The 22788-nt window shown below is 70.4% G+C and carries 21 protein-coding genes and 1 pseudogene; 13 read left to right on the forward strand and 9 right to left on the reverse strand.

The genetic code is table 11. The features are described 5' to 3' along the window. Window positions 1–256: 256 nt before the first annotated feature. Complete coding sequence (locus tag E4191_RS04355) at window positions 257–1039, forward strand: 3-hydroxybutyrate dehydrogenase (RefSeq protein ID WP_135312316.1); 783 nt, start codon at window positions 257–259, stop codon at window positions 1037–1039. A 181-nt stretch (window positions 1040–1220) separates the two neighbouring features. On the opposite strand, the gene E4191_RS04360 is transcribed toward E4191_RS04355, so the two are convergent. After that, window positions 1221–1601, reverse strand: a complete 381-nt coding sequence (locus E4191_RS04360) for a baeRF12 domain-containing protein (protein WP_135312317.1) — start codon at window positions 1599–1601, stop codon at window positions 1221–1223. Between the two features lie 52 nt (window positions 1602–1653). Then, window positions 1654–2856 (reverse strand): pyridoxal phosphate-dependent aminotransferase, encoded by a 1203-nt coding sequence (locus tag E4191_RS04365; RefSeq protein WP_135312318.1) that lies wholly within the window; start codon window positions 2854–2856, stop codon window positions 1654–1656. 85 nt (window positions 2857–2941) lie between these two features. On the opposite strand from E4191_RS04365, the gene E4191_RS23640 reads away from it, so the two are divergent. From E4191_RS23640 to E4191_RS04380, 3 genes are all read left to right on the forward strand, one after another. Beyond that, the gene (locus tag E4191_RS23640) at window positions 2942–3286 is read left to right on the forward strand and encodes a helix-turn-helix domain-containing protein (RefSeq protein ID WP_168217321.1); all 345 of its coding nucleotides are present in this window, start codon (window positions 2942–2944) and stop codon (window positions 3284–3286) included. Then, on the forward strand, window positions 3279–3587 hold the full coding sequence (locus E4191_RS04375) for an FAD assembly factor SdhE (RefSeq protein WP_228461535.1): 309 nt from the start codon (window positions 3279–3281) through the stop codon (window positions 3585–3587). Before E4191_RS23640 ends, E4191_RS04375 begins: the two co-directional genes overlap by 8 nt. 114 nt (window positions 3588–3701) lie before the next feature. Then, the gene (locus E4191_RS04380; protein ID WP_135312320.1) at window positions 3702–4223 is read left to right on the forward strand and encodes a MarR family winged helix-turn-helix transcriptional regulator; all 522 of its coding nucleotides are present in this window, start codon (window positions 3702–3704) and stop codon (window positions 4221–4223) included. Between the two features lie 54 nt (window positions 4224–4277). Here the strand turns inward: E4191_RS04380 and E4191_RS04385 are convergent. After that, window positions 4278–4705, reverse strand: a pseudogene (locus tag E4191_RS04385) (VOC family protein). 178 nt (window positions 4706–4883) lie between these two features. Here E4191_RS04385 and thyX point away from each other — a divergent pair. Continuing rightward, window positions 4884–5789 carry an FAD-dependent thymidylate synthase gene (gene thyX, locus E4191_RS04390; RefSeq protein WP_135312321.1) on the forward strand — a complete coding sequence of 302 codons (906 nt, stop codon included), beginning with the start codon at window positions 4884–4886 and terminating at the stop codon, window positions 5787–5789. A 4-nt stretch (window positions 5790–5793) separates the two neighbouring features. On the opposite strand, the gene E4191_RS04395 is transcribed toward thyX, so the two are convergent. Both E4191_RS04395 and E4191_RS04400 read right to left on the reverse strand, forming a co-directional pair. Beyond that, the gene (locus E4191_RS04395) at window positions 5794–6474 is read right to left on the reverse strand and encodes a fumarylacetoacetate hydrolase family protein (protein WP_135312322.1); all 681 of its coding nucleotides are present in this window, start codon (window positions 6472–6474) and stop codon (window positions 5794–5796) included. Continuing rightward, window positions 6471–6884: a VOC family protein gene (locus E4191_RS04400; RefSeq protein ID WP_135312323.1), complete on the reverse strand. Its 414-nt coding sequence runs from the start codon at window positions 6882–6884 to the stop codon at window positions 6471–6473. The genes E4191_RS04395 and E4191_RS04400 overlap by 4 nt, the downstream gene beginning before the upstream one ends. A gap of 117 nt (window positions 6885–7001) precedes the next feature. Between E4191_RS04400 and E4191_RS04405 the strand changes: the two genes are divergently transcribed. The 4 genes from E4191_RS04405 to E4191_RS04420 are packed head-to-tail and all read left to right on the forward strand — an operon-like array spanning window position 7002 to window position 11672. Next, window positions 7002–8501: an ABC transporter substrate-binding protein gene (locus E4191_RS04405; protein WP_135312324.1), complete on the forward strand. Its 1500-nt coding sequence runs from the start codon at window positions 7002–7004 to the stop codon at window positions 8499–8501. Beyond that, a complete protein-coding gene (locus tag E4191_RS04410; RefSeq protein ID WP_228461537.1) occupies window positions 8498–9436 on the forward strand; it encodes an ABC transporter permease in 939 nt (312 codons plus the stop codon). Before E4191_RS04405 ends, E4191_RS04410 begins: the two co-directional genes overlap by 4 nt. Further along, the gene (locus tag E4191_RS04415) at window positions 9433–10257 is read left to right on the forward strand and encodes an ABC transporter permease (protein ID WP_135312325.1); all 825 of its coding nucleotides are present in this window, start codon (window positions 9433–9435) and stop codon (window positions 10255–10257) included. The genes E4191_RS04410 and E4191_RS04415 overlap by 4 nt, the downstream gene beginning before the upstream one ends. Next, the gene (locus E4191_RS04420; RefSeq protein WP_135312326.1) at window positions 10254–11672 is read left to right on the forward strand and encodes an ABC transporter ATP-binding protein; all 1419 of its coding nucleotides are present in this window, start codon (window positions 10254–10256) and stop codon (window positions 11670–11672) included. Before E4191_RS04415 ends, E4191_RS04420 begins: the two co-directional genes overlap by 4 nt. On the opposite strand, the gene E4191_RS04425 is transcribed toward E4191_RS04420, so the two are convergent. From E4191_RS04425 to E4191_RS04440, 4 genes are read right to left on the reverse strand one after another with little or no spacing between them, the layout of a single operon-like run. After that, on the reverse strand, window positions 11669–12724 hold the full coding sequence (locus E4191_RS04425) for a glycosyltransferase family 4 protein (RefSeq protein WP_228461539.1): 1056 nt from the start codon (window positions 12722–12724) through the stop codon (window positions 11669–11671). The genes E4191_RS04420 and E4191_RS04425 overlap by 4 nt on opposite strands. After that, entirely contained in the window at window positions 12721–13677 is a 957-nt protein-coding gene (locus tag E4191_RS04430) for a lysylphosphatidylglycerol synthase transmembrane domain-containing protein (protein WP_135312327.1), read from the reverse strand. The genes E4191_RS04425 and E4191_RS04430 overlap by 4 nt, the downstream gene beginning before the upstream one ends. Next, window positions 13674–15287 (reverse strand): LTA synthase family protein, encoded by a 1614-nt coding sequence (locus tag E4191_RS04435; protein ID WP_135312328.1) that lies wholly within the window; start codon window positions 15285–15287, stop codon window positions 13674–13676. Before E4191_RS04435 ends, E4191_RS04430 begins: the two co-directional genes overlap by 4 nt. After that, complete coding sequence (locus tag E4191_RS04440; RefSeq protein ID WP_135312329.1) at window positions 15284–16018, reverse strand: CDP-alcohol phosphatidyltransferase family protein; 735 nt, start codon at window positions 16016–16018, stop codon at window positions 15284–15286. The genes E4191_RS04435 and E4191_RS04440 overlap by 4 nt, the downstream gene beginning before the upstream one ends. Window positions 16019–16122: 104 nt before the next feature. On the opposite strand from E4191_RS04440, the gene E4191_RS04445 reads away from it, so the two are divergent. The 4 genes from E4191_RS04445 (at window position 16123) to E4191_RS04460 (ending at window position 22656) form a co-directional block, all read left to right on the forward strand. Continuing rightward, on the forward strand, window positions 16123–16674 hold the full coding sequence (locus E4191_RS04445) for a cytochrome b (protein ID WP_135312330.1): 552 nt from the start codon (window positions 16123–16125) through the stop codon (window positions 16672–16674). A 222-nt stretch (window positions 16675–16896) separates the two neighbouring features. Continuing rightward, window positions 16897–19977 carry a response regulator gene (locus E4191_RS04450; RefSeq protein WP_228461540.1) on the forward strand — a complete coding sequence of 1027 codons (3081 nt, stop codon included), beginning with the start codon at window positions 16897–16899 and terminating at the stop codon, window positions 19975–19977. Next, window positions 19974–20837, forward strand: coding sequence for a CheR family methyltransferase (locus E4191_RS04455; protein WP_135312332.1), 864 nt, complete (start codon window positions 19974–19976; stop codon window positions 20835–20837). The genes E4191_RS04450 and E4191_RS04455 overlap by 4 nt, the downstream gene beginning before the upstream one ends. After that, entirely contained in the window at window positions 20827–22656 is a 1830-nt protein-coding gene (locus E4191_RS04460) for a response regulator (protein WP_135312333.1), read from the forward strand. The genes E4191_RS04455 and E4191_RS04460 overlap by 11 nt, the downstream gene beginning before the upstream one ends. The last annotated feature ends 132 nt before the right edge of the window (window positions 22657–22788 follow it).

A 22788-nucleotide genomic window follows, 5' to 3' on the forward strand; every position in this document is an offset into this window, starting at 1 on the left:
CCGTTTCTTGTTTGGCCGCATTATCAACAGGCTTGACCGGCGGGCGTCAACCGACGCTGGAAGATCGCTGTTGGCCTCGCGCGGTTCCTCGCGTATAAACAGGACACTGCTCGATAGGTTTCTTGCCTGTATGAAACCTGCCTCATGACTTGCGCCCGCCTTGTGCGGGCGCCTTTTTTTTCCGATGCTGCGGCTGCAAGACCGACCCGGGATGCGTCCCGCGGGCCCGGTCCAGAGGCAAGGCGAGGAGCAGCCGATGTTCGAGACATTCCTGAAGGGCAAGACGGCCGTCGTGACCGGATCCAATTCCGGCATCGGCCTGGGCGTGGCCGAGCGCTTGGCGCGGGCGGGGGCCGACGTGGTCCTGAACAGCTTTTCCGACACCGACGAGGATCATGCGCTGGCCCGGAAGATGGCGGCGGACCATGGCGTCACCGTCCGCTACATCCAGGCCGACATGTCCAAGGGCGAACAGTGCCGCGCACTGATCGAAAAGGCGGGCGCCTGCGATATCCTGGTCAACAATGCGGGCATCCAGCATGTCGCCGCGATCCCGGATTTCCCGGCCGAGAAATGGGACGCGATCATCGCCATCAACCTGACCTCGGCCTTCCACACCACGGCGGCGGCGCTGCCGATGATGCGGGCGGCGGGATGGGGACGGGTGATCAACATCGCCTCGGCCCACGGGCTGACGGCCAGCCCCTACAAATCCGCCTATGTCGCGGCCAAGCACGGCATCGTCGGCCTGACCAAGGTGACGGGCCTGGAGACCGCGCGCGAGGCGATCACCGCCAACGCGATCTGCCCGGGCTACGTGCTGACCCCGCTGGTGGAGGCGCAGATCCCCGACACGATGAAGAAATACGACATGGATCGCGAGGAGGTGATCGAGAAGGTGCTGCTGGAGCGCCAGCCCTCCAAGGATTTCGCCACGACCGACCAGCTGGGCGACACCGCCGTCTTCCTGTGCAGCGGTGCCGCGGCGCAAATCACCGGCACCACGATCAGCGTCGACGGGGGCTGGACCGCACTCTGACCGAAACCTGTCCGCAATTCAGCGGGTTATGCCATCGATGGCAACAGGGAGACGGTCATGAAGGGTATTGGCGCTTGGTTTCTGGGGGTCCCGGTCGTGGTGATCGTGATCCTCTACGTGCTCGGCATCTTCTGATGCAGCAGGGGCGCCCCGCGATGGCGGGGCGTCCTTCGGACCGGGATCAGAGCAGGCTGTTCTGGATCGCCTGAATGTCCGCATTCGTCAGCGTCTTCGCGATCTCCTTGCGCAGCCGCAGCTGCAGCTCCTTGTGATAATGCTTGCGCATCACGCCAAGCGTCGAGGGATCGGCGATGATGGCGATGTCCTCCAACCGGTTCTTCAGGACCATCGCGTTTAGGTGGCGCGTCAGCTGCAGGGCGAACCCGGCCTCTTCCGCATCGCGGGGCGAGATCTCGTCCAGCTGGGCCGTCGGACCCGAGGTCAGGCTGTCCGGGGTGACCTTCTCGGTTTCCGTCAGTTCCAGCCCGTGCTTGGCGATGTTGCGGAAGATGGTGGCAGAGTGGCCGTCCGCGACGACCACCACAGCGTTGTGGGGCAGCATTGTCAGCTCCTTCTATGTCTGCTCGGCGCTGCTCAACGCACGCTAGGGCAGGCTAGTTGCAGCCTGCGCAAAACTGACGGATGCGGGCCATCGCGTCCTCCAGCACCTCGTCCGCGGTGGCGTAGGAGATGCGGAAATGCGGCGACAGGCCGAAGGCCGCGCCAAAGACCACCGCCACGCCCTGCTCGTCCAGCAGCGCGTTGGCGAAGGCCTCGTCGCTGTCGATCCGGGTGCCCTCCGCGCTGGTCCTTCCGATCAGGCCCGCCATCGAGGGATAGACGTAGAAGGCCCCCTGCGGCACCGGGCAATCCAGCCCCGCGCAGGCGTTCAGCCCCGCCACCACCAGATCGCGGCGCCGCTGGAACACCGCGCGGCTGTCGCGGATGTAATCCTGCGGGCCGGTCAGCGCGGCCTCGGCCGCATATTGGCTGACCGAGCAGGGGTTCGAGGTCGATTGCGACTGCAGCTTGGCCATGGCCCGGATCAGCGCCTCGGGGGCGGCGCCATAGCCGATGCGCCAGCCGGTCATGGCATAGGACTTGCTGACCCCGTTCATGGTCAGCACCCGGTCCTTCAGGCGCGGCTCGACCTCGGCCGGGGTGCAAAATTCGAAGCCGTCGAAGACCAGATGTTCGTAGATGTCGTCGGCCAGCACCCAGACCTGCGGGTGGCGCAGCAGCACCTCGCACAGCGCGGCCATCTGCGCGCGGTCATAGCCCGCCCCGGTGGGGTTCGAGGGCGAATTGAGGATCAGCCACTTGGTGCGCGGCGTGATCGCCGCCTCCAGCGCCTGCGGGGTCAGCCGGAACCCGGCGGCCTGGTCGCATTCCACGACGACCGGCGTGCCGCCCGCCAGCAGCACCATGTCGGGATAGCTGACCCAGTAGGGCGCGGGCACAATCACCTCATCGCCCGCGTCCAGCGTGGCCATCAGCGCGTTGAACAGGATCTGCTTGCCGCCGGTGCCGACCGTGATCTGCGAGGGGGTGTAATCCAGCCCGTTCTCGCGCGCGAACTTGTCCGCGATGGCGCGCTTCAGCGACGGCGTGCCGTCAACCGCGGTATAGCGCGTGTGGCCCGCGTCGATGGCGGCCTTGGCGGCGTCGCGCACGTTGAGGGGCGTGTCGAAATCGGGCTCTCCGGCGGACAGGCTGATGATGTCGCGCCCCTCGGCGGCCAGCTCGGCGGCGCGCATGCTCATGGCGATGGTGGGCGAGGGCTTGATGCGGGCCAGCCGGTCGGAAATGAACGCCATCTTGGCACCCCTTGCTGTCGGTTTGATCTGTCGGCCCGCATGGCATACGCTGGCCGCGCATGTGCCACAAGCAGGGGATGGACGGATGGACAGCTATGCCGAGCCGATGGCGACCCTGGGCGACCGGCTGACCGCCGCCCGCGAGGGGGCGGGCCTGGACGTCGCCGCCATGGCCGAGGCCCTGGGCCTGCGCCCCGAGACGCTGGAGGGATGGGAGGTCGATCAGGCCGAACCGACCGCCAGCCTGATGGGGCGGATCGCCACAGTCACCGGGGTATCGCCCGTCTGGCTGTTGACGGGGCAGGGCGCGGGACCCAAAGACGACAGTGCGGGCGCCCATCTGCGGGCCGAACTGGCCGATCTGCGCCGTCTTCTGGCCGAGGCCAGCGCCCGCGTGGAACGTCTGGAAGAGGCTTTGTCCCATGGCTGAGACGATGGAAACCCCCGAGCACCGGCTGAAACGCCTGCACATGCGCAGCTGGCGGCGCGGCATGAAGGAGATGGACCTGATCCTGGGCCATTTCGCGGATGAGTGCCTGGCCGAGCTGAACGCCGCCGATCTGGACCTCTACGAGCGGATGCTGGGCGAGAACGATCAGGACCTGTACCTGTGGGTGACCGCGCAGATGGGCCAGGACGAGGCCCCCGACCGCGGCGCGCCCGACATCCTGGTGCCGATGCTGGACCGGGTCGCCGCGCATGCAGTCGCCCGCTTCTCGGAAAATCCGTAAAATCCAAGCGAACGGCGCGGTGAAACGCGCTGTTTTCGATGCAAAATTAACCGGGTCTTGTGCTTTCCCCTGCAAAAGTCGGGTCAGACGAACAGGACAGGACGACCCGCCGCCATGCTTGCCCCTGCACCCCGCGATCCGCGCCCGACCGTCCCGGCAGATGCCGAGGCGCTTCCCGACATGACCCGGGCCTATCTGGAATCCCTGCAGCTGCTGGAACGGATGCACCGGCTGATGCTGGATCTGGTCAAGGACGAGTTCGAGCGGCTGCGACACGGCGACCTGACCCCGGTGCAGGCGATGATCCTCTACAACATGGGCGAGGCCGAGGTCTCGGCCGGGGAATTGCGCTCGCGCGGCATGTATCAGGGCTCGAATGTCAGCTACAACCTGAAGAAGCTGGTGGCGATGGGCTATGTCCATCACGAGCGTTGCGACCTGGACCGCCGTTCGGTCAAGGTGCGGCTGACGCCCGAGGGGCAGGCCATGCGCGAGATGGTCCGCCAGCTGTTCATCCGCCATGCCGAGGGGCTGGCCATGTCCGGCGTGCTGGAGGATCCTCCCCTGCCGCAGGTCAACCTGCAATGCCGCCGGATCGAGCGGTTCTGGGGCGACCAGATCCGGTACATCTACTGAGGCCCCGTCCGGTGTCCGCAGCCGTCGCGGGGGTCCGCGACGGCCGCAGCGATCTTACCAGTTTCCGGTATTCTCCATGCTGACCCAGGGCTCCTGCGGCTCCAGCGCGTCACCCTCCTGCAGCAGCTCGATCGAGACGTTGTCGGGGCTGCGCACGAAGGCCATGTGGCCATCGCGGGGGGGCGGTTGATCGTCACACCCGCATCCATCAAGGTCTGGCACATCTCGTAGATGTTGCCGACGCGGTAGGCCAGATGGCCGAAATGGCGGCTGTCCGAGGGCAGGCCCTCGTCGCCGTCCCAGTTGTGGGTCAATTCGACCGGGCATTCCGGCTGGCCCGGAGGCGCCATGAAGACCAGGCTGAAGCGGCCCTTGTCATTGTCGATCCGGCGCGTTTCCTCCAGCCCCAGCAGGCGGAAGAAGTCCATCGTCTTGTCGAGGTCCTGCACGCGGACCATGGTATGCAGATAGCGGATGTTCATGGAAGTCTCCTTTGACGTCTCGCCGGGGACGGTGCCACGGCGGTGCAGCCCCTGCAACAAATTGCCGGTCGCTCGGTTCCTCACCCCGATGCCGCAGCAGGGGGCGTGCCTGCGTGGTTGAACCTGTCGGCGCATTCATGGCAAGGGAAGCCAGACATTCGCCCATGAGGACTCCGCCATGCCCCTGACCGCCGAACAGCAGGCCGAGATCGACCAGCAGCGCGCGACCCCGCGCCAGACCCTGCGCGCGGTCTCCGAGGGGATGGAGGCGCATCTCTATGTCCCCCATCCGGTGCTGGATCACGGCCTGGTCCGGGTCGTCGACTACATGGGCGACGATGCGGCGATCTGCCAGGCGGCGCGGGTCAGCTATGGCACCGGCACCAAGTCGGTGCAGAACGACGAGGGGCTGATCCGCTATCTGATGCGGCACTGGCACTCGACGCCCTTCGAGATGTGCGAGGTCAAGTTCCACGTCAAGCTGCCGGTCTTCGTGGCCCGCCAGTGGATCCGCCACCGCACCGCCAACGTGAACGAATATTCCGCGCGCTACTCGATCCTCGACCGCGAGTTCTACATTCCCGCCCCCGAGCAGCTGGCCGCGCAATCGGCGCAGAACAATCAGGGCCGGGGCGAAGTGCTGGCAGGCGACGAGGCGCAGCGCGTGCTGGACCTGCTGCGCGAGGATGCGATGCGCAGCTATGATCATTACGAGGCGATGCTGAGCCAGGACGGCCAGCAAGGCCTGGCGCGGGAACTGGCGCGGATGAACCTGCCCGCCAATATCTATACCCAGTGGTACTGGAAGGTGGACCTGCACAACCTGCTGCATTTCCTGCGCCTGCGCGCCGACGCCCATGCGCAATACGAGATCCGGGCCTATGCCGACCTGATGTGCGACATCACCCGTGATTGGGTGCCCGCCGCCTTCAACGCCTTCCGCGACTACCGGATGGATGCGGTCAGCCTGTCGGCGCAGGGCGCCGCGGCCCTGAAACGCCGCCTGGCGGGCGAGGCGATCACGCAGGAGACCTCGGGCATGGGCGCGCGCGAATGGCGCGAGTTCCAGGCCGTCTGGGGCTGAATTCTCAGACCAGCCGGGTGCGGACGGGGGCCAGCCCCTCGATCCGCACCACGACCTCGTCGCCGGGCTGCAGGGCGCCCACGCCCGCGGGCGTGCCGGTGAAGATCAGATCGCCCGGCTCCAGCCGCACCAGCCGCGACAGATGCGCGATGATCTCGGTGACAGACCAGATCATCTGCGACAGCCGCCCGTCCTGGCGGACCTGGCCGTTCACCTCGACCACCAGCCGCGCCTCCTCAGCGGGCGCGTCGGGCTGCAGCGGCCCGCAGACCGCCGAGCCGTCGAAGCCCTTGGCCATGTCCCAGGGGCGGCCCATGCGCTTGGCCTCGGCCTGCAGGTCGCGGCGGGTCAGGTCGTTGCCCGCGCCATAGCCCCAGATCAGCCCGCCTGCCTCGCCGGCCGGGATGTCGGCCCCGCCCGCGCCCAACGCCACGACCAGTTCGCCCTCGAAATGCAGGTCCCGCGTCGCCGGGGGCCACCGCAGGTCGGCATCCCCGGTCAGCAGCGCATCGGCGGGCTTGGTGAAGAAGAAGGGCGGCTCGCGGTCGGGATCATGGCCCATCTCGCGCGCATGGTCGGCATAGTTGCGCCCCACGCAGAAGATGCGCCGGACGGCGAAGCGGTCGGTGGTGCCATGGACGGGGACCGAGGGCAGCGGGGCGGGGGGCAGCACGAACCCGGTCATGCCGCGAAGAGCCCGTCGAAATCCGCAAAACCCTTGACCTCGATCGGGTTTCCCGAGGGGTCGAAGAAGAACATCGTCCGCTGCTCGCCGGGCTCGCCCTGAAACCGGATCTGCGGGGGGATGTCGAAGCTTACGCCCTGCGTCTCCAGCCGGTCGGCCAGCGCCAACCAGTCGGGCAGCGGCAGCACCACGCCCAGATGCGGCATCATCACCATGTGATCGCCGACCCGGCCCGTGCGCGTGACGGGGAACGGCGTGCCCAGATGCAGCGACAGCTGATGGCCGAAGAAGTCGAAATCGACCCAGCTCTCGGTCGACCGCCCTTCGGCGCAGCCCAGCACGTCGCCATAGAAGCGACGGGCCGCGTCCAGGTCGGTGACGTGGATGGCAAGGTGGAACAGGGATCTCATGGCGGCCTCCGCAGGGTTGCAGGCGCAGTCATGCACATCGCGCAAAGCGCCCGCAAGGCGGTTGCGGTCCGGGATGAGTAATGTAATATTATCACGTAAATTGACAGGAGACCCCCCATGCGCCTGATCCTGCCCTTGGCCCTCGCCGCCCTGACCGCCGCCCCGGCCCTTGCGACCGAGGGGGTGCTGGACGTGGTCGCCCCCTTCGAGATCAAGGGCGCCGACCCTTCCACCTCGGGCAACGTCTTCATCAAGATGGAGCTGGCCGAGACGCTGGTGAATGCCGATGCCGACGGGCGGCTTGTGCCGGGGCTGGCCACGGACTGGCAGGTCTCAAGGGACGGACTGTCCTGGCTGTTCCGCCTGCGCCAAGGGGTCCTCTTTCACGACGGCACGCCCCTGACGGCCGAGGCGGTGGCCGGGGCCTTGACCCATGCCCGCGCCAAGCCCGGGCTGCTGGACACCGCCCCCATCACGGCGATCGCGGCTGAGGGTGCCGATCTGCGCATCACCCTGTCCGAACCCTTCGCGCCGCTGCCGGCCTTCCTGTCGGAATATCGCGCGCTGATCTATGCGCCCGCCGCCTATGACGCGGCCGGCACCGCCACGCAGGTGATCGGCACCGGCCCCTATCGCCTGACCGCCCTGCAGGAACCCCTGCGGCTGGAGGCGGCGCGATTCGACGATTACTGGGGGGAGGCGGCCCGGATCGACCGCGTCACCTACCAGGCCGTGGGCCGGGCCGAGACGCGGGCGCTTCTGGCTGAAAGCGGCGATGCCGATTACGTCTTCAACCTGGACCCGGCCTCGGTCCGGCGCCTGTCGGATGGGAAGGCGGTCGAGGTCCTGTCGGTTCCCGTGCCCCGGTCCCTGCTGATCAAGGTGAATGCCGGGCATCCGGCGCTGTCGGACCCCCGCGCGCGGCGGGCCCTGTCGCTGGCCATCGACCGGCAGGGGCTGGCGCAGGCGATCCTGCGCTATCCCTCGGGCGCGGACCAGCTGTTCCCGCCCTCGGTCCCGGACTGGCATGTGGCGGGGCTGGAGCCTCTGGCCCACGACCCCCAGGCCGCCCGCGCCATCCTGGCCGATCTGGGCTGGACCCCCGGTCCCGACGGCATCCTGACGCGCGACGGCGAGAGGTTCAGCCTGGTCCTGACCACCTATCCCGACCGCCCCGAACTGCCGCTGTCGGCGGCGGTCATCCAGCAGATGATGGCCGGGATCGGGGTCGAGGTGGCCATCAACTCCACCAATTCCAGCGAGATCCCGGCGGGCCACATGGACGGCTCGCTGGATCTGGCGCTGCTGGCGCGCAACTTCGCGCTGGTGCCCGATCCGATCGGCACGATCCTGACCGACTATGCGCAGGACGGCGATTGGGGCGCGATGGGCTGGGGCAACGACGCCTTCGCCGCGCTGATCCGCGATCTGGCGGCGGGCCAGGGCGGCCAGCCGCAGCGCGACGCGGCGATGGCCATCCTGCAGGCCGAGCTGCCGGTGATTCCCGTGGCCTGGTACCAGCAGACCGCCGCCGTCAGCCAAGGCGTGACCGGCGCGGTGATCGACCCGTTCGAGCGGACGATCGGGCTGTCGCGGATGGAATGGGCGGGCCAATGATCTGGCGGGCTTTGGGATACCGGCTGGCGCAGGCGCTGGTCGTGGCGCTGCTGGTCGGCGTGCTGTCCTTTCTGATGATGCAGGCGCTGCCGGGCGACATGGCCTTCCGCATCGCGGCGGGACGCTATGGCTATGACATGGTCGACGCGGCGGCGGCCGCGGCGGTGCGCGCCGAGCTGGGCCTGGACCGGCCCGCCTGGCAGGGCTTCCTGATCTGGCTGGGCGATCTGGCGCGGCTGGACCTGGGCGTCTCGGTCATCTCGGGCCGCCCGGTCTGGGCCGAGATCCGCCACCAGCTGGGCGCCAGCCTGCATCTGGCGGGCGTGGCGGTGATCCTGTCGGCGCTGATCGGCCCGCCGCTCGGCATCTGGGCCGGGCTGCGCGCCGGGGGCTGGCTGGACCGGGGGCTGCTGGTCGTGTCCGCGGCGCTGCGGGCGGTGCCGCAGTTCCTGATGGGGCTGATCCTGATCGTGCTGGTCTCGATCCAGCTGGGCTGGCTGCCGGCGGCGGGGCACGGGCAGGCCCGGCACGTCGCGCTGCCCGCGCTGACGCTGGCGCTGGGCATGGCGGCGGTCTCGGCCCGGGTGGCGCGGGACGCGATGGCCGAGGTGGCGGCGCGGCCCTTCTACGCCTTCGGGCGCTGGAAGGGCCTGACCGAGGGCCAGATGCTGCGCCGCCACGGGCTGCGCAATATCGGCGTGGCGATGGTCACCTTCCTCTCGCTGCAATTCGTGATGCTGGTGGAGGGGGTCGTCGTTGTCGAATCGATCTTCGGCTGGCCCGGGATCGGCCATGCGCTGGTCCATGCGATCTTCGGGCGCGACGTGCCGATGGTGCAGGGCACCGCCCTGCTGCTGGGCTTGGGCTTCGTGGTGCTGAACGCGCTGACCGACCTTCTGGCCCGCCTGATCGACCCGAGGGGGATTTCTGCATGAGCCTGTCCGACGCCACCCTGGCCCCCGCCGCCGCCCGGGGCCCGACCCGCGCCCAAGGGGCCGGGGCCGCGATCCTGCTGGCCGTGGCGGCCTTTGCCTGGGGCACGCCCCTGCTGGTGCCCACCGATCCCCTGGACCAGAGCCTTCTGGACGGGCTGGCCGGTCCCGATGCGGCGGCGCCCTTCGGCTATGACCATCTGGGGCGGTCGCTGATGGCGCGGCTGGCGGCGGCGCTGCGGCTGTCGCTGGTGATCGCGGCGGCCGCCGTGATCTCGGCCGGGCTGCTGGGCGTGGCCTTGGGCGTGTTGGCCGCCTGGCGCGGCGGCTGGACCGACCGGGTGCTGGCCCTGCTGTCGGACAGCGTGCTGGCGCTGCCGGGGCTGCTGATGGTGCTGATCGTCAGCGCGATCATCCCCGACACCGCACTGGCCTTCTGGGTCGGCCTGACGCTGGTCCTGTGGATCGAGTATTTCCGCCTGACCCGCGCCGCGACCGCGCGCCTGCTGGCGGCCCCCGGCGTGCAGGCCAGCCGCCTGCTGGGCTTTGGCGCGCTCTACGTGTTCCGCCGCCATCTGTGGCCCGAGCTGGCGCCGATGCTGCTGACCGTCGCGGCCTTCGGGGCGGCGACGGCGATCATGCTGATCGCGGCCCTGGGCTTCGTCAGCGTGGGCATCCGCCCGCCGCGCCCCGAGCTGGGCCAGATGATGGTCGAGCTGCTGCCCTATTACCGCGAGGCGCCGCTGGCGCTGGTCCAGCCCGTGATCGCGATCTTCCTGACCATCCTGGCCCTGAACCTGCTTGCCCAAGGACGCCGCGCATGACCCTGCTGCTGAGTGCCACCGACATCTCGGTCCATGCCGGGGACACGCTGCTGGTCCACCCGGCCGCGCTGTCCCTGCGGGCGGGCCGCCCGCTGACCATCCTGGGCGAGACCGGATCGGGAAAGAGCCTGCTGGCGCAGGCGCTGATCGGCACGCTGCCGGACGGGCTGACGGCGCGCGGCCGGGTCGCTTTGGGCGGGCAGGTGCTGGATGCGGCGCGGCCCGCGGGGTTCCGCCCGCTCTGGGGGCGCCTGCTGGGCGTGCTGCCGCAGGAACCCTGGCTGTCGCTGGACCCCCTGATGCCCGCGGCGGCGCAGGTGGCCGAGGGGCATGCCTTCCTGCGCGGCCTGTCCTGGGCCCGGGCCCGCCGGGCGGCCGCCGCCGACCTGGACGAGCTGGGCCTGACCGGGGCGGGCGGGCAGCGTCCCGACCAGCTGTCGGGCGGCATGGCGCAGCGCGCGGCCTTCGCCGCCGCCCGCGCGGGCGGGGCGCGCATCATCATCGCCGACGAGCCGACCAAGGGCCTGGACGCCGACCGCCGCGACGAGATCTGCGCCCTGCTGCTGGCGGGCGTGGCGCAGGGCGGCGGGCTGCTGACCATCACCCATGACCTGGCGCTGGCCCGCCAGCTGGGCGGCGATCTGATGGTCGTCCTGAAGGGCCGGGTGATCGAGCAGGGCCCGGCGGCGCGGATCCTCGCGGCGCCCGCCCACGCCTATACCCGCGCGCTGATCGCCGCCGACCCGGCCGGCTGGCCGCAGGGCGCGACCCGCGCGGCAGAGGGCGCCCCCGTCCTGCGGGCCGAGGGACTGGCGGTCAGCCGGGATGGGCGGATGCTGGTCCAAGGTCTGGACCTGGCGGTCCATCCGGGCCAGATCCTGGGCGTCACCGGGCCGAGCGGCTGCGGCAAGTCGACCTTGGGCGACACGCTGCTGGGACTGGCGCCCGCCGATGCGGGCCGTGTCGCCAAGGCCCCGGGCATCGCGGCCGTGCGCTATCAGAAGCTGTACCAGGACCCGCCAAGCGCCTTCCCCCGCGCGGTCACCCTGGGCCGGGCGCTGGCCGATCTGGTGGGCCTGCACCGGCTGGACGGCGCCCGCATCGCGCCGCTGCTGGACCGGCTGCGCCTGTCGCCCGCCCTGCTGGCCCGCCGACCCACCGAGGTCTCGGGCGGCGAGCTGCAGCGGCTGGCACTGCTGCGGGTGCTGCTGCTGGACCCGGTCTTCCTGTTCGCCGACGAGCCGACCTCGCGCCTCGATCTGATCACGCAGGCCGAGGTGACGGCCCTGATGGTCGAGGTCGCGCGCGAGACGGGGATGGGGCTGATGATCGTCAGCCATGACGTGCAGCTGGTCGCGCGGACCTGCGACCGGGTGGTGGCGCTGGCGGGCGCGGACCGGGCCCGCGCGGCCTAGGCCAGCGCGTCCAGGACCTGCCCCGCCAGCCGCGCCGTGTCCGGCCAGCCGGGCAGGGCCGCGCCCGCGCGGGCGGCGGCGGCGGCGCGGGCGCTGCGCTCCGACGGGTCCTCCAGCAGGCGGCGCAGAGCCTGGGCCAGGGCGGGCACGTCGTCGGGGGCGACCAGCAGGCCCGCATCTTGTGGCACCGTGTCGGGCACGGCGCCAGTGCGGGTGCTGACGATGGGCAACCCGTGGGACAGCGCCTCGTCGAAGACGATGCCATAGCCCTCGTAACGGGTGGCCAGCGCGAAGATCGAGGCCTGGGCGTAAAGCTGCGCCAGACGCTCGGGCGCGACCCGGCCCGCCAGCTCCAGCCGCGCACCAAGGCCGCTGTCGCGGATCTGGTCCTCGAGGGCCAGCACATGCGCCGCGTCCCAGGGGTTGCCCGCGATCACCGCCTGCCAGTCCAGATCGGCCAGCTGCGCCAGTGCCGCGATCAGCACGTCATGGCCCTTGCGCGGATGCAGGATCCCCACCGACAGGATCAGCGGCGGCGCGACGGGCGCCGGGGCGAGTGCGGTCGCGGGACGGTCCGTGCCGGGGCGGACAACGGTGATGCGCTCGGGGGCGACACCGTAGCGCTCGACCAGCATGGCGCGGGTATGGGGGCTGGGGACCAGCACATGGCGGGCATGGGCCAGATTGGCGCGCTCGGTCCGCCACAGGTGGTCGGCCAGATCGGCGGGCAGGGCGCTTTCCTGCGCCAGCGGATGGTGGATCATCGCCACGATGGGCGCCCTGATCGCGGCGACCCCTGCCGGGTCCAGCGCGCCGAAGGCCAGCCCGTCGACGATCACCGGGCGATCCTCCGGCAGCGCCTGCAGATCGGCCAGCGCCTGCGCCATCTGCGAGGGCGAGGGCGTGGGGAAGCTGTCGGGCAGGGCCAGCACCTCGACCCGGCGCCCTTGGGCGCGCAGCCCCTCGACCAGGCGGCGGTCATAGATGTAGCCGCCGGTCAGCGTGGTGATGTCGCCCGGCAGGGCGAAGGTCAGATGTCGAGGGTCGGTCACGGATCGGCCTGTGCGATGGAGGAGGGAGTGGAGATCGCCGCCGCATCCCGGCGCCGCTGTGTCAGAAGGACCAAGAGCCCCGGCAGGGTGCTGGCCAGAAACACCAGCCCGAAGGCAAGGCTGGCCGCGAAGCCCGCCTGTGCCGTGGCGCCGACCAAGGGGAAAAGGCCCGCCGCGGCGCCCTCGCGCAGGCCCCATCCGCTGACGGTGACGGGCAGGATCATCGTCAGCAGGATCAGCGGCACCAGGACGGCGGTCTCGGAGGGCGACAGCACGGTGCCGGTCGCGCGGGCGCAGAAGGCGAAGGCTGCCAGGTTGGCGCCGGTGATGGCCAGGTTCAACGCGATCTGGCGGGGCAGGGCGTCGCGGGTCAGCAGGGTCGCCCGCAGGGCGGCGCGCAGGTCGCGGGCGGCCGCATCGGCGCGGCGCGACAGGCGCCCGGCGCCGGCGATGGCCAGCACTAGCCCCAGGGCCGCGACCAGCAGCATGCCGATCAGCCCCATGACCCATGCGGGCAGGGCCAGCCCGTCGGGATGCAGCGTGACGGCCAGCGCGCCCACGGCCAGCACCAGGAATAGGGTGACCTGTCCGGCCAGCCGCTCGATCGCGACGGCGGCGCCCGCGCGCTTCAGCCCCGCCTGATGCCGGGCGCGGACGGCGCGGCCCGCATCGCCCATGACGCCGCCGGGCAGGGACTGGTTGACCACCTGCGCCAGATAGTATTCGCCCACCGCGCGGCTCATCGGGATGGTCTGGCCCAGCTGCCGCGCGGTGATCCGCCAGCGCAGCGCCGACAGCACCGTCTGCGCCGTCAGCGCCAGCATGGCGGCGGCCAGCCAGCGCGGGTCGGCCTGGGCCAGCAGGCGCAGGGCCTGCCGCCCGTCCAGCCCGAACCACAACAGGGACATGACCACCAAGGCCACCAGGATCTGCAGACCGCGTGTCACATTCATGAAGGAGGTACGTCGCCCGCGCCGGAAAAGTTGCGCAGGAAAAGATCGCGAAGATCCTCCATCGGCCGCGTGGGGCTGCCGGGGGCCGGGATCAGCCCCTCGGTCAGCCCCCAGGCGGCGGTGCGCGCGACCAGATGGGGCGGGCCGATCACGTGCAGCGGCACCTCGCGCCGCTCGTCCAGCCCGATCGAGGTCGCGGCCTGGTGATCGCCGACCAGCAGGATCAGCGGCGGCTCCTCGCCCTGCCGCAGGGCATAGTCCAGGGCCGCCTGCAGGGTATAGTCGACGCTGTCGCGATACTGCGCGCGCACCCGGTCGCGGTCGCGCCAGACGACATTGGGGGGATCGCCCTCCTGCGACATCGCGTTGAATTTGGTGCCGTCGCCCAGATCCTCCCATGGCAGCATGCGCGGCACGGGGGTCCAGGGCGCGTGGGACGAGATCAGCGCGATCTGCGCAAACAGGCGGCGCGGATCGTCGCCCTGGCGCAGCAGCCGGTCGGTCGCGGCCAGGGTGAACTGGTCGGGCATGGTGACCCAGTTGAAGGGCAGCCCTTCATAGCCCAGATCGGGGAAGGCCAGGATGCGCTGGAAGCCCATCGTCAGCGCCTCGGGCCAGGGGCGCACGATGGCGGGCATCACGGCGGCGGTGCGGAAGCCCGCATCGGCGGCATGGTGGTAGAGGGTCTTGCGCCCGCTGACGATGGCCGCCTGATAGCGGGTCTGGTCGTCGATCCGCAGCCCGTTGGCCAAGGTCGCATGCGCCAGCCAGCTTTGCCCGCCATGCGTGGGCGAGGTCAGAAAGCCCGAGGCCGTGGCCACGCCCTGCGCGGTCAGCTGATCCTCGGCCCGGGCCAGGGTCTGCAGGTGCAGGTCCGCGAAGAAGTCCGTGTCAAAACTGGTGCGGCCATAGCTTTCCAGAAAGATCACCAGCACGTCGCGGTCGATCAGGCCCAGAGGATCGTCCAGCGCCGCCAGCGCCTCGTGGCCCACATCGGCGCGAAAGCGGCGCAGTTCGGTCAGGGTGCGGGCGGCCAGCTGCGCGCGCTGGATGGCATAGGTCGAGGTGGCGGGGGTCAGCGCCTCGACCCCGCGCGGCGGGGCGGCGATCATCGCCACGACAAGGGCCACGGCTCCCGCCAGGGCCGACCGCCGCCGCCACAGGCTGTGCGGGGCCTGCCACAGGACGCGGCCCATCGCCCACCACAGGCCGACGAAGATCAGGACGATCAGCACGATGGCCCCCAGCACCGCCGCGACCGCGGCGGGCTTGCCCAGGCTGCCCGCGATCAGCCGGACCGAGGCGTCCAGCAGCGGCAGGTCCCCGACGGGGTTGAAGCGGCGGCCCAGGCTTTCCATCATCGCCAGATCGGCCACCTTGAGGACCGTGACCGCCCCCAGCACCACGGTGACCAGCACGCGCAGCGCCGTGCCCGCGACCGACCGCCCGACGGCCAGTGCCGCCAGCAGCAAGGCCAGCAGCTCGGGCGCGGGCAGGGCCCAGGCCCGCCAGGTCATCCGCGCCATCTCGGTCGGCAGCGCGGTCAGGGCGTGCAGCAGCAGGATCGCGGCCAGCAGGGACCACAGGGCAGGCGGCCGGCGTTGGATCACCGGGTTCTCCGCAGCCACAGCATGTCGCTGCCGAAGGACCAGAGCAGCGCGGCCGAGACCAGCCGGGTCAGCCAGATGGCCAGGTCCGGCGGCATCTGCGGCAGCTGCAGCGCGATCAGCGTCGCCAGCTGCAGCACGCAGACGGTCTTGCGCACGTAGCTGACCGGCAGGGGCGCCGTCATCCACGGAAAGATCCAGCCCAAGGCCACGAAGACATAGCGCATGATGCCCAAGATCAGCACCTCGGCGCCCACCGGGCTGCCGACATAGGCGTGCAGCGCCAGGATCAGGGCCAGGCCGGCGTCGACCTCCATGTCGAAGCGCGCGCCGAAGGCCGAGCACAGCCCGCTGCGGCGGGCCAGGTACCCGTCGACGCCGTCCAGCGTCAGGGACAGGGTGGCGATGCCGGCCACGATCCCGCCCGCCGCGCCCACGCCCACCAAGGGCGCCAGCAGCGCGATGGTCAGGGCCATGCGCATCAGCGTCACCGCGTTGCAGGCGCCAAGCCGGTCATGCGGGTAATGGCGCAGCATCATCACGCCGACCAGCGCCGCGGCCGCCAGATAAGCCCCGCCTGCCAGCAGCGCGCCGCTGCCCTGGTTCAGGACCAGCACCCCCACGGCCAAGGTCAGGGCCAGCCCGGCGGGCAGCGCCAGCGCCAGCCCCTCGGGCAGGTGGCGGCGCGCGGCGGCGGGCGGAATCGAGGCGGTGCGGGGCGGGGAAATCTGCATCGCCAGACAATATGACCGAAACATGACGCGTCAAGCGCCCCGGCAAAGACGCTTGCGTGATCGCCCCGGACCGCTATCGTGGTCCCGATGGGGGAGGGGACGCCATGGCCCTGGGCGCGAACGGCTACGGAACGACGGCGCGCGTGCTGCACTGGCTGGTCGCGGCGCTGATCCTGGCGATGATCCCGGTGGGCGTGATCATGGTCCGCGAAGGGCTGGATCGCGGGTTTCAGGACGCCTTGTTCATCTTTCACAAGAACGTGGGCAGCCTGCTGATCGCCCTCGTGGCGCTGCGGCTGGTCTGGCGGCTGACCCATCCGCCCGCGCCCTTGCCCGCCCATCTGCCGGGCTGGCAGCGCCGGGCGGCGGGCCTGTCGCATCTGGCGCTGTATGTCCTGATGGTCGCGATGCCGCTGTCGGGCTATGTCCGCGTCCGCGCCGGGGGCTTCCCGATCGAGGCGCTGGACGCGATCGGCCTGCCCACGCTGGTGCCCCGGTCCGAGGCGCTGGCCGACGCCGCCTCGGCCCTGCATCAGGGGGCCGCCTGGGCGCTGCTCGCGGTGCTGGCGCTGCATGTCGGCGCGGGGCTGCACCATGCGCTGATCCTGCGCGACGGCGTCTGGCAGCGAATCTGGCCGCCCCGTGCCCGGCCCTGACGGCGCCTTGGTGCCCGGGGCCATGCGCCGCAGCGTCCGCCGCGCCCGGGACTCGACACGTGGCGCCGCGTTCGGCTAGGAACAACAAGGCGCTGCGTGACCGGCCGGTCCGCGAGGCCCGTTATCATTTATCGATCTTGGCCCGGTGAACGAAATCCCCATTTCGGACGTTCGACGGTGCCGTCGAAACATTCGGCCATGACCGGCGCTGCAGGAGACTTCGTGATCAAGACCCCCGACCTGGCGATCGTCGTCGTCATCCTAGCCGCCCTTGCCGGCGTCTTCGCGCTGGACCTGCAGTTTCCCCTAGGGACGGCGGTCTGGCTGATCTACATCCTGCCTCTGGCGCTGGCCTTCCGGTCCACCTGGCCGCTGCTGCCCCTGGGCGTGGCGATCGCGGCCTGCGCGGCCATGACGATCGCCTTCGGGCCCGACCGGGCGGGGATCGACCCCGACGTGGCCGCGATGAACCGAACGATGGCGGGGCTGGTCTACCTGACCCTGGGCTGGATCGGGCGGAACCTGATCCTGAACCGCGAACGGCTGATGCGTGGCGAATGGATCAACCAGGCGCAGATCGACCTGTCGCGCGCCCTGCAGGGCGAACTGAGCAGCGACCGCCTGGCCGATCAGGTGCTGCGCGTGCTGGCCGACCGGATCGGCGCCCGCGCCGCCATAGCCTATGCGCGCGACGGGAACGGCCATCGCCGCCTTGCCCATTGGGGCGTGGATGCGGCGGGTCTGGCCGAGCGCGTGACCGAGGGCGAGGGCCATCTGGGCCGCGCCATCAGCGAGGCGCGCCCCCTGCATCTGGCCCTGCCGCCGGATCAGGCGCTGAGCTGGGCCTCGGGGCTGGCCCGGGGACGGGCGGCGCATGTGCTGATCGTGCCGCTGCGCGACGGGCAGCTGGTCAACGGCGTGCTGGAATTCGGGCTGGACGGCCCGCCCTCGGGGCGCATGCTGGGCCTGTTCGACCGTCTCGACGACAGGCTGGGCATCGCCCTGCGATCCGCCCAGTATCGCGAGCAGCTGCGCGAGCTGCTGGAGGAGACCCGCCGCCAGGCCGAGGAGCTGCGCAGCCATGGCGAGGAGCTGTCCGCCTCGAACGAGGAGCTGGAGGAGCAGACCCGCGCCCTGCAGGACAGCCAGCGCCGGCTGGAGATCCAGCAGGCCGAGCTGGAGGGCCAGAACGCCCGGCTGGAAAGCCAGACGCAGGAGCTGGAGGAACAGCGCGACGCATTGGCCCGCTCGCGCCGCATGCTGGAGGACCAGTCCGAGGCGCTGACCCGCGAAAGCCGCTACAAGTCCGAGTTCGTGGCGAACATGTCGCACGAGCTGCGCACGCCGCTGAACGCGCTTCTGATCATGTCGCGCCTGCTGTCGGACAACCGCGCCCGCACCCTGACGGCCGAGCAGGTCCGGTGGGCCGAGACCATCGAGGCCTCGGGCAAGGACCTTCTGGCGCTGATCAACGACATCCTGGACCTGGCCAAGATCGAATCGGGCAAGCTGGATCTGGCCCGCGACGCGGTCGATCCGCAGGACGTGGCGCAAAAGCTGCAGCGCGGCTTCGAGGCGCAGGCCCGCCAGAAGGGCCTGACCCTGACCACGCGCGTGGCCCCGGGCCTGCCCGCCTTCGAAACCGACCGCCAGCGGCTGGAGCAGGTGCTGCGCAACTTCGTCTCGAACGCGCTGAAATTCACCGATGCGGGGCAGGTGGTGCTGCACATCGCCCCGGTGCCGCAGGGCATCGCCTTCTCGGTCGAGGACAGCGGCATCGGCATCGACCCCGACCAGCAGGAAACCGTCTTCGAGGCGTTCCGGCAGGCCGACGGCACGATCTCGCGCCGCTTCGGGGGCACCGGGCTGGGGCTGTCGATCTCGCGCGAGCTGGCCGACCTGCTGGGCGGGCGCATCACGCTGAGCAGCGAGAAGGGCCGGGGCAGCACCTTCACGCTGATCCTGCCCGCGACCCCGCCGAACCGCCAGCCCGCCGCCGCGCCGCAGCGCCTGGCCGCGCAGCCGGCGCCCATGTCCGTGCCCGCCACGACCGAGCCGATGATGCTGGACGCGCTGCCCGGCGTCAGCGACGACCGCGCCGAGATCTCGCCCGGCGACCGGGTCATGCTGATGGTCGAGGATGATCCGGCCTTCGCCCGCATCCTTTACGATCTGGGGCGCGAGCTGGGGTTCCGCTGCGTCTGCGTGGGCCGCGCCGACGATGCGGTGCGCGCCGCGCGCCATTACCTGCCGCAGGCCATCGTCATGGATGTGGGCCTGCCCGACCATTCGGGCCTGTCCGCGCTGGACCGGCTCAAGCGCGACACCACGACCCGGCACATCCCGGTGCACATGGTCTCGGCCAACGATCACGTGAAGGATGCCTTGGCGCAGGGCGCCATCAGCTACATGATGAAGCCGGTCGACCGGGGACAGTTGTCGGACGCGCTGCGCCATCTGGAGGACCGGATGGAACAGCGCCTGCGCCGTGTGCTGATCGTCGAGGACGATCCCGCGCAGATGGAGGGGCTCAAGGCCCTTCTGGCCAGCGACGAGGTCGAGACCGTGGGCGCGGGCACCGCCGCCGATGCGCTGCAGGTCTGCCGCAGCCAGACGGTCGACTGCATCGTGCTGGACATGACGCTGCCCGACGCCTCGGGCTTCGACGTGCTGGAACAGCTGGACGGCGACGGCACCGCGTCCTTCCCGCCGGTCATCGTCTACACCGCCCGCGCCCTGTCCCCCGACGAGGAGCAGCGCCTGCGCCGCTATTCCAAGTCGATCATCATCAAGGGCGCGAAATCGCCCGAGCGGCTGATCAACGAGGTGACGCTGTTCCTGCACCAGGTGGTCAGCGACCTGCCCGACAAGCAGCGCGAGATGCTGGCCGCCTCGCTGAACCGCGACGCCCAGCTGGAAGGGCGCCGCATCCTGGTGGTCGAGGACGACATCCGCAACGTCTATGCCCTGACCGGCGTCTTCGAGCCCCACGGCGCCACCGTGCAGATCGCGAGGAACGGCCGCGAGGCGCTGGAGGCCTTGGGCCGCGTCAACGACGGCGCGGCGCCCAAGGTCGATCTGGTGCTGATGGACGTGATGATGCCCGAGATGGACGGCCTGACCGCCACGCGCGAGATCCGCAAGATCGACCGCTGGAAGACCCTACCCATCATCATGCTGACCGCCAAGGCCATGGCCGAGGATCAGAACCAGTGTCTGGCCGCCGGGGCCAACGACTATCTGTCCAAGCCGCTGGACGTCGACAAGCTGCTGTCGCTGACCCGCGTCTGGATGCCCCGATGAGCCCCGATCCCGTGCCCGCGCGTCCGGGCGACGCGATCGAGCTGGACCTGTTCCTCGAGGCGCTGAACCGGCGCTATCACTACGATTTCCGGTCCTATTCGCGCAGCTCGCTGGCGCGGCGGGCCGATCTGGCGCGCGAGCGGCTTGGCTGCGCGACCCTCTCCGAGGTGCAGGGCCGCCTGCTGCACGATCCCGCCGTCCTGCCCGACATCATCGACGCGATGACCGTGCAGGTCAGCGAGATGTTCCGCGATCCCGGCTATTACCTGGCGCTGCGGCGCGAGGTGATCCCGCATCTGCGGACCTTCCCCTCGCTCAAGGTCTGGGTGGCGGGCTGCGCGGATGGCGAGGAGCTGTATTCGCTGGCCATCCTCTTCCGCGAGGAGGGGCTGTTCGACCGCACGCTGTTCTACGCGACCGAGATCAACCACCGCGCGCTGGCCCGGGCGGAAAGCGGTATCTACGACATCGACCGCCTGCCGGTCTTCACCCGCAACTATCAGCAGGCAGGCGGGCTGGGATCGCTGGCGGACTACTATTTCGCGGGCTACCAGCGCGCCGCCTTCGACCGCAGCCTGCGGGCGCGGACCGTCTTCAGCGAACACAATCTGGCCACCGACCAGGTGTTTTCCGAGGTGCACCTGATTTCCTGCCGCAACGTCTTGATCTACTTTGACAACACGTTACAGGATCGGGCCCTGGGCCTCTTCGCCGAGTCGCTGACCCGCGGCGGGTTCCTGGGCCTCGGCTCGCACGAGACGCTGCGCTTTTCCACCCATGCCGCCTCCTTCGCGGCCTTTGCCGAACCCGACCGGATCTGGCGCCGGACTGCCGCCCAGGAGACAGCCCATGCCTCATAGACCCATCCGTTTCCTGATCGTCGACGACATCGACCAGAACATCATGGCGCTGGAGGCGCTTCTGCGCCGCGACGGGCTGGTGGTGGACAGCGCCCGTACCGCCAGCGAGGCGCTGGAGCTGATGCTGCAGCACGACTATGCGCTGGCCTTCCTCGACGTGCAGATGCCCGGCACCGACGGCTACGAGCTGGCCGAGCTGATGCGGTCGACCGAACGCACCCGGGGCGTGCCGATCATCTTCGTCACCGCCGCCGAGATGGACGAGGCGCGGCGCTTTCGCGGCTACGAGGCGGGGGCGGTCGACTACATCTTCAAGCCCATCGACCCGGTGGTGCTGCGCTCCAAGGCCGAGGTGTTCTTCCGCATCGGGCGGCAGGCCAAGGATCTGGAACGCCAGCGCGACGAGATGCAGGACATCGCGCGCCACCGCGACCGCGCCATGGCGCAGCTGAAGGCGCATGCCGACAACTCGCCCCTGGCCTTCGTGACGCTGGACCGCGATCTGTGCATCCGCAGCTGGTCCAAGGGCGCCGAGCGCATGTTCGGGCGCGCGGCGGGCGACATGCTGGGCATGACCGCCACGCTGTCGGGCTGGCTGGACGATCAGGGCGCGGACCTGCTGACTGGCTGGCTGGACAGCCGCCAGGACGGCGCCCCGCGCTTTTCGGCCGAGATCAGCCTGGATCACGCCGATATCGGGCCGATCAGCTGCGAGGTCTATGGCTCGGTCCTGTCCGAGGGGCCGGGGCGGCAGTCCCTGTCGCTGCAGGTTCTGGACATCACCGAGCGGAAGCAGGCCGAGGAGATCCGGTCCCTGCTGATCGGAGAGCTGAACCATCGCATCAAGAACACGCTGGCCAATGTGCAGGCCATCGCGCGCCAGAGCCTGCGCCAGTCGGCCAGCCTGACCGATTTCGAGGCCAGCTTCGGCGGGCGCCTGCAGGCGCTGGCCCGGGCCCATTCGATCCTGTCGGACGCGACCTGGGCCAGCGCGCCGCTGGACCAGCTGATCGACGACCAGATCAGCTCGGGCACGCTGGACGGCGACCGGCTGCTGCGCGACGGCCCGCCGGTGGAGCTGTCCCCCGACACCATGCTGCGGCTGGCCCTGACCCTGCACGAGCTGGGCACCAACGCGGCCAAGTATGGCGCGCTGTCGGTCCCGCAGGGGCGGATCAGCCTGTCCTGGCGGCTGGAATCGGGCCATCTGGTGCTGGTCTGGCGCGAGACCGGCGGCCCGGCGGTGACCCCGCCCGAGGGCAGCGGCTTCGGCACCACGCTGATCGGGGCGGCCGGGGGCGGCGATTCGGGCGCGGTCGAGGTCGACTGGCGCCCCGAGGGCGTCGTCTGGACCATCCGCCTGGCCGATGGCGTCACGCGGCTGTCGGGCGTGCCGGGCGCCGTCGAGGCGCCGCCCGTGGCCGCGGCCGGGCGCCCCTCGTCGCTGAAGGGCTGCCGGGTGCTGCTGGTCGAGGACGAGCCGCTGGTGGCCCTGGACCTGCGCTACGAGCTGGAGGATGCCGGCGCCATCGTCATTGGAGTCGCGCGCAGCGTGGCCGAGGCGCTGGAGGCGGGCGGCAAGGGTCAGGTCGATCTGGCTTTGCTGGACGGCAACCTCAAGGGCGAGCCGGTGGACGAGGTCGCCCGCATGTTCGACGCGCATTCGGTGCCCTTCTGCTTCGTCTCGGGCTATGGGCGCGAGCATCTGCCGCAGGGCTTCGACCATGCGCCGCTGATCGAGAAGCCCTTCCGCCCCGACACGCTGCGTGCCATCCTGACCGCGCTGCTGGCCCGCGACCTGCGCCCGGCGGCGGAATAAGAACGCCCATCCCTGGGCCCCGCCCGGCCCGCCGCCCGCGTTTCGCGGCGGCTGCTGCGCGCCCCGCCACCGTTCCGCGCTTGGGCGAGGGCGGCGAATGGACGTTCCGGTCCGGCGCGGCTGGCGGGTCCT

It is taken from the genome of Paracoccus liaowanqingii (assembly GCF_004683865.2).
In the GTDB taxonomy this organism is placed as follows: domain Bacteria; phylum Pseudomonadota; class Alphaproteobacteria; order Rhodobacterales; family Rhodobacteraceae; genus Paracoccus; species Paracoccus liaowanqingii.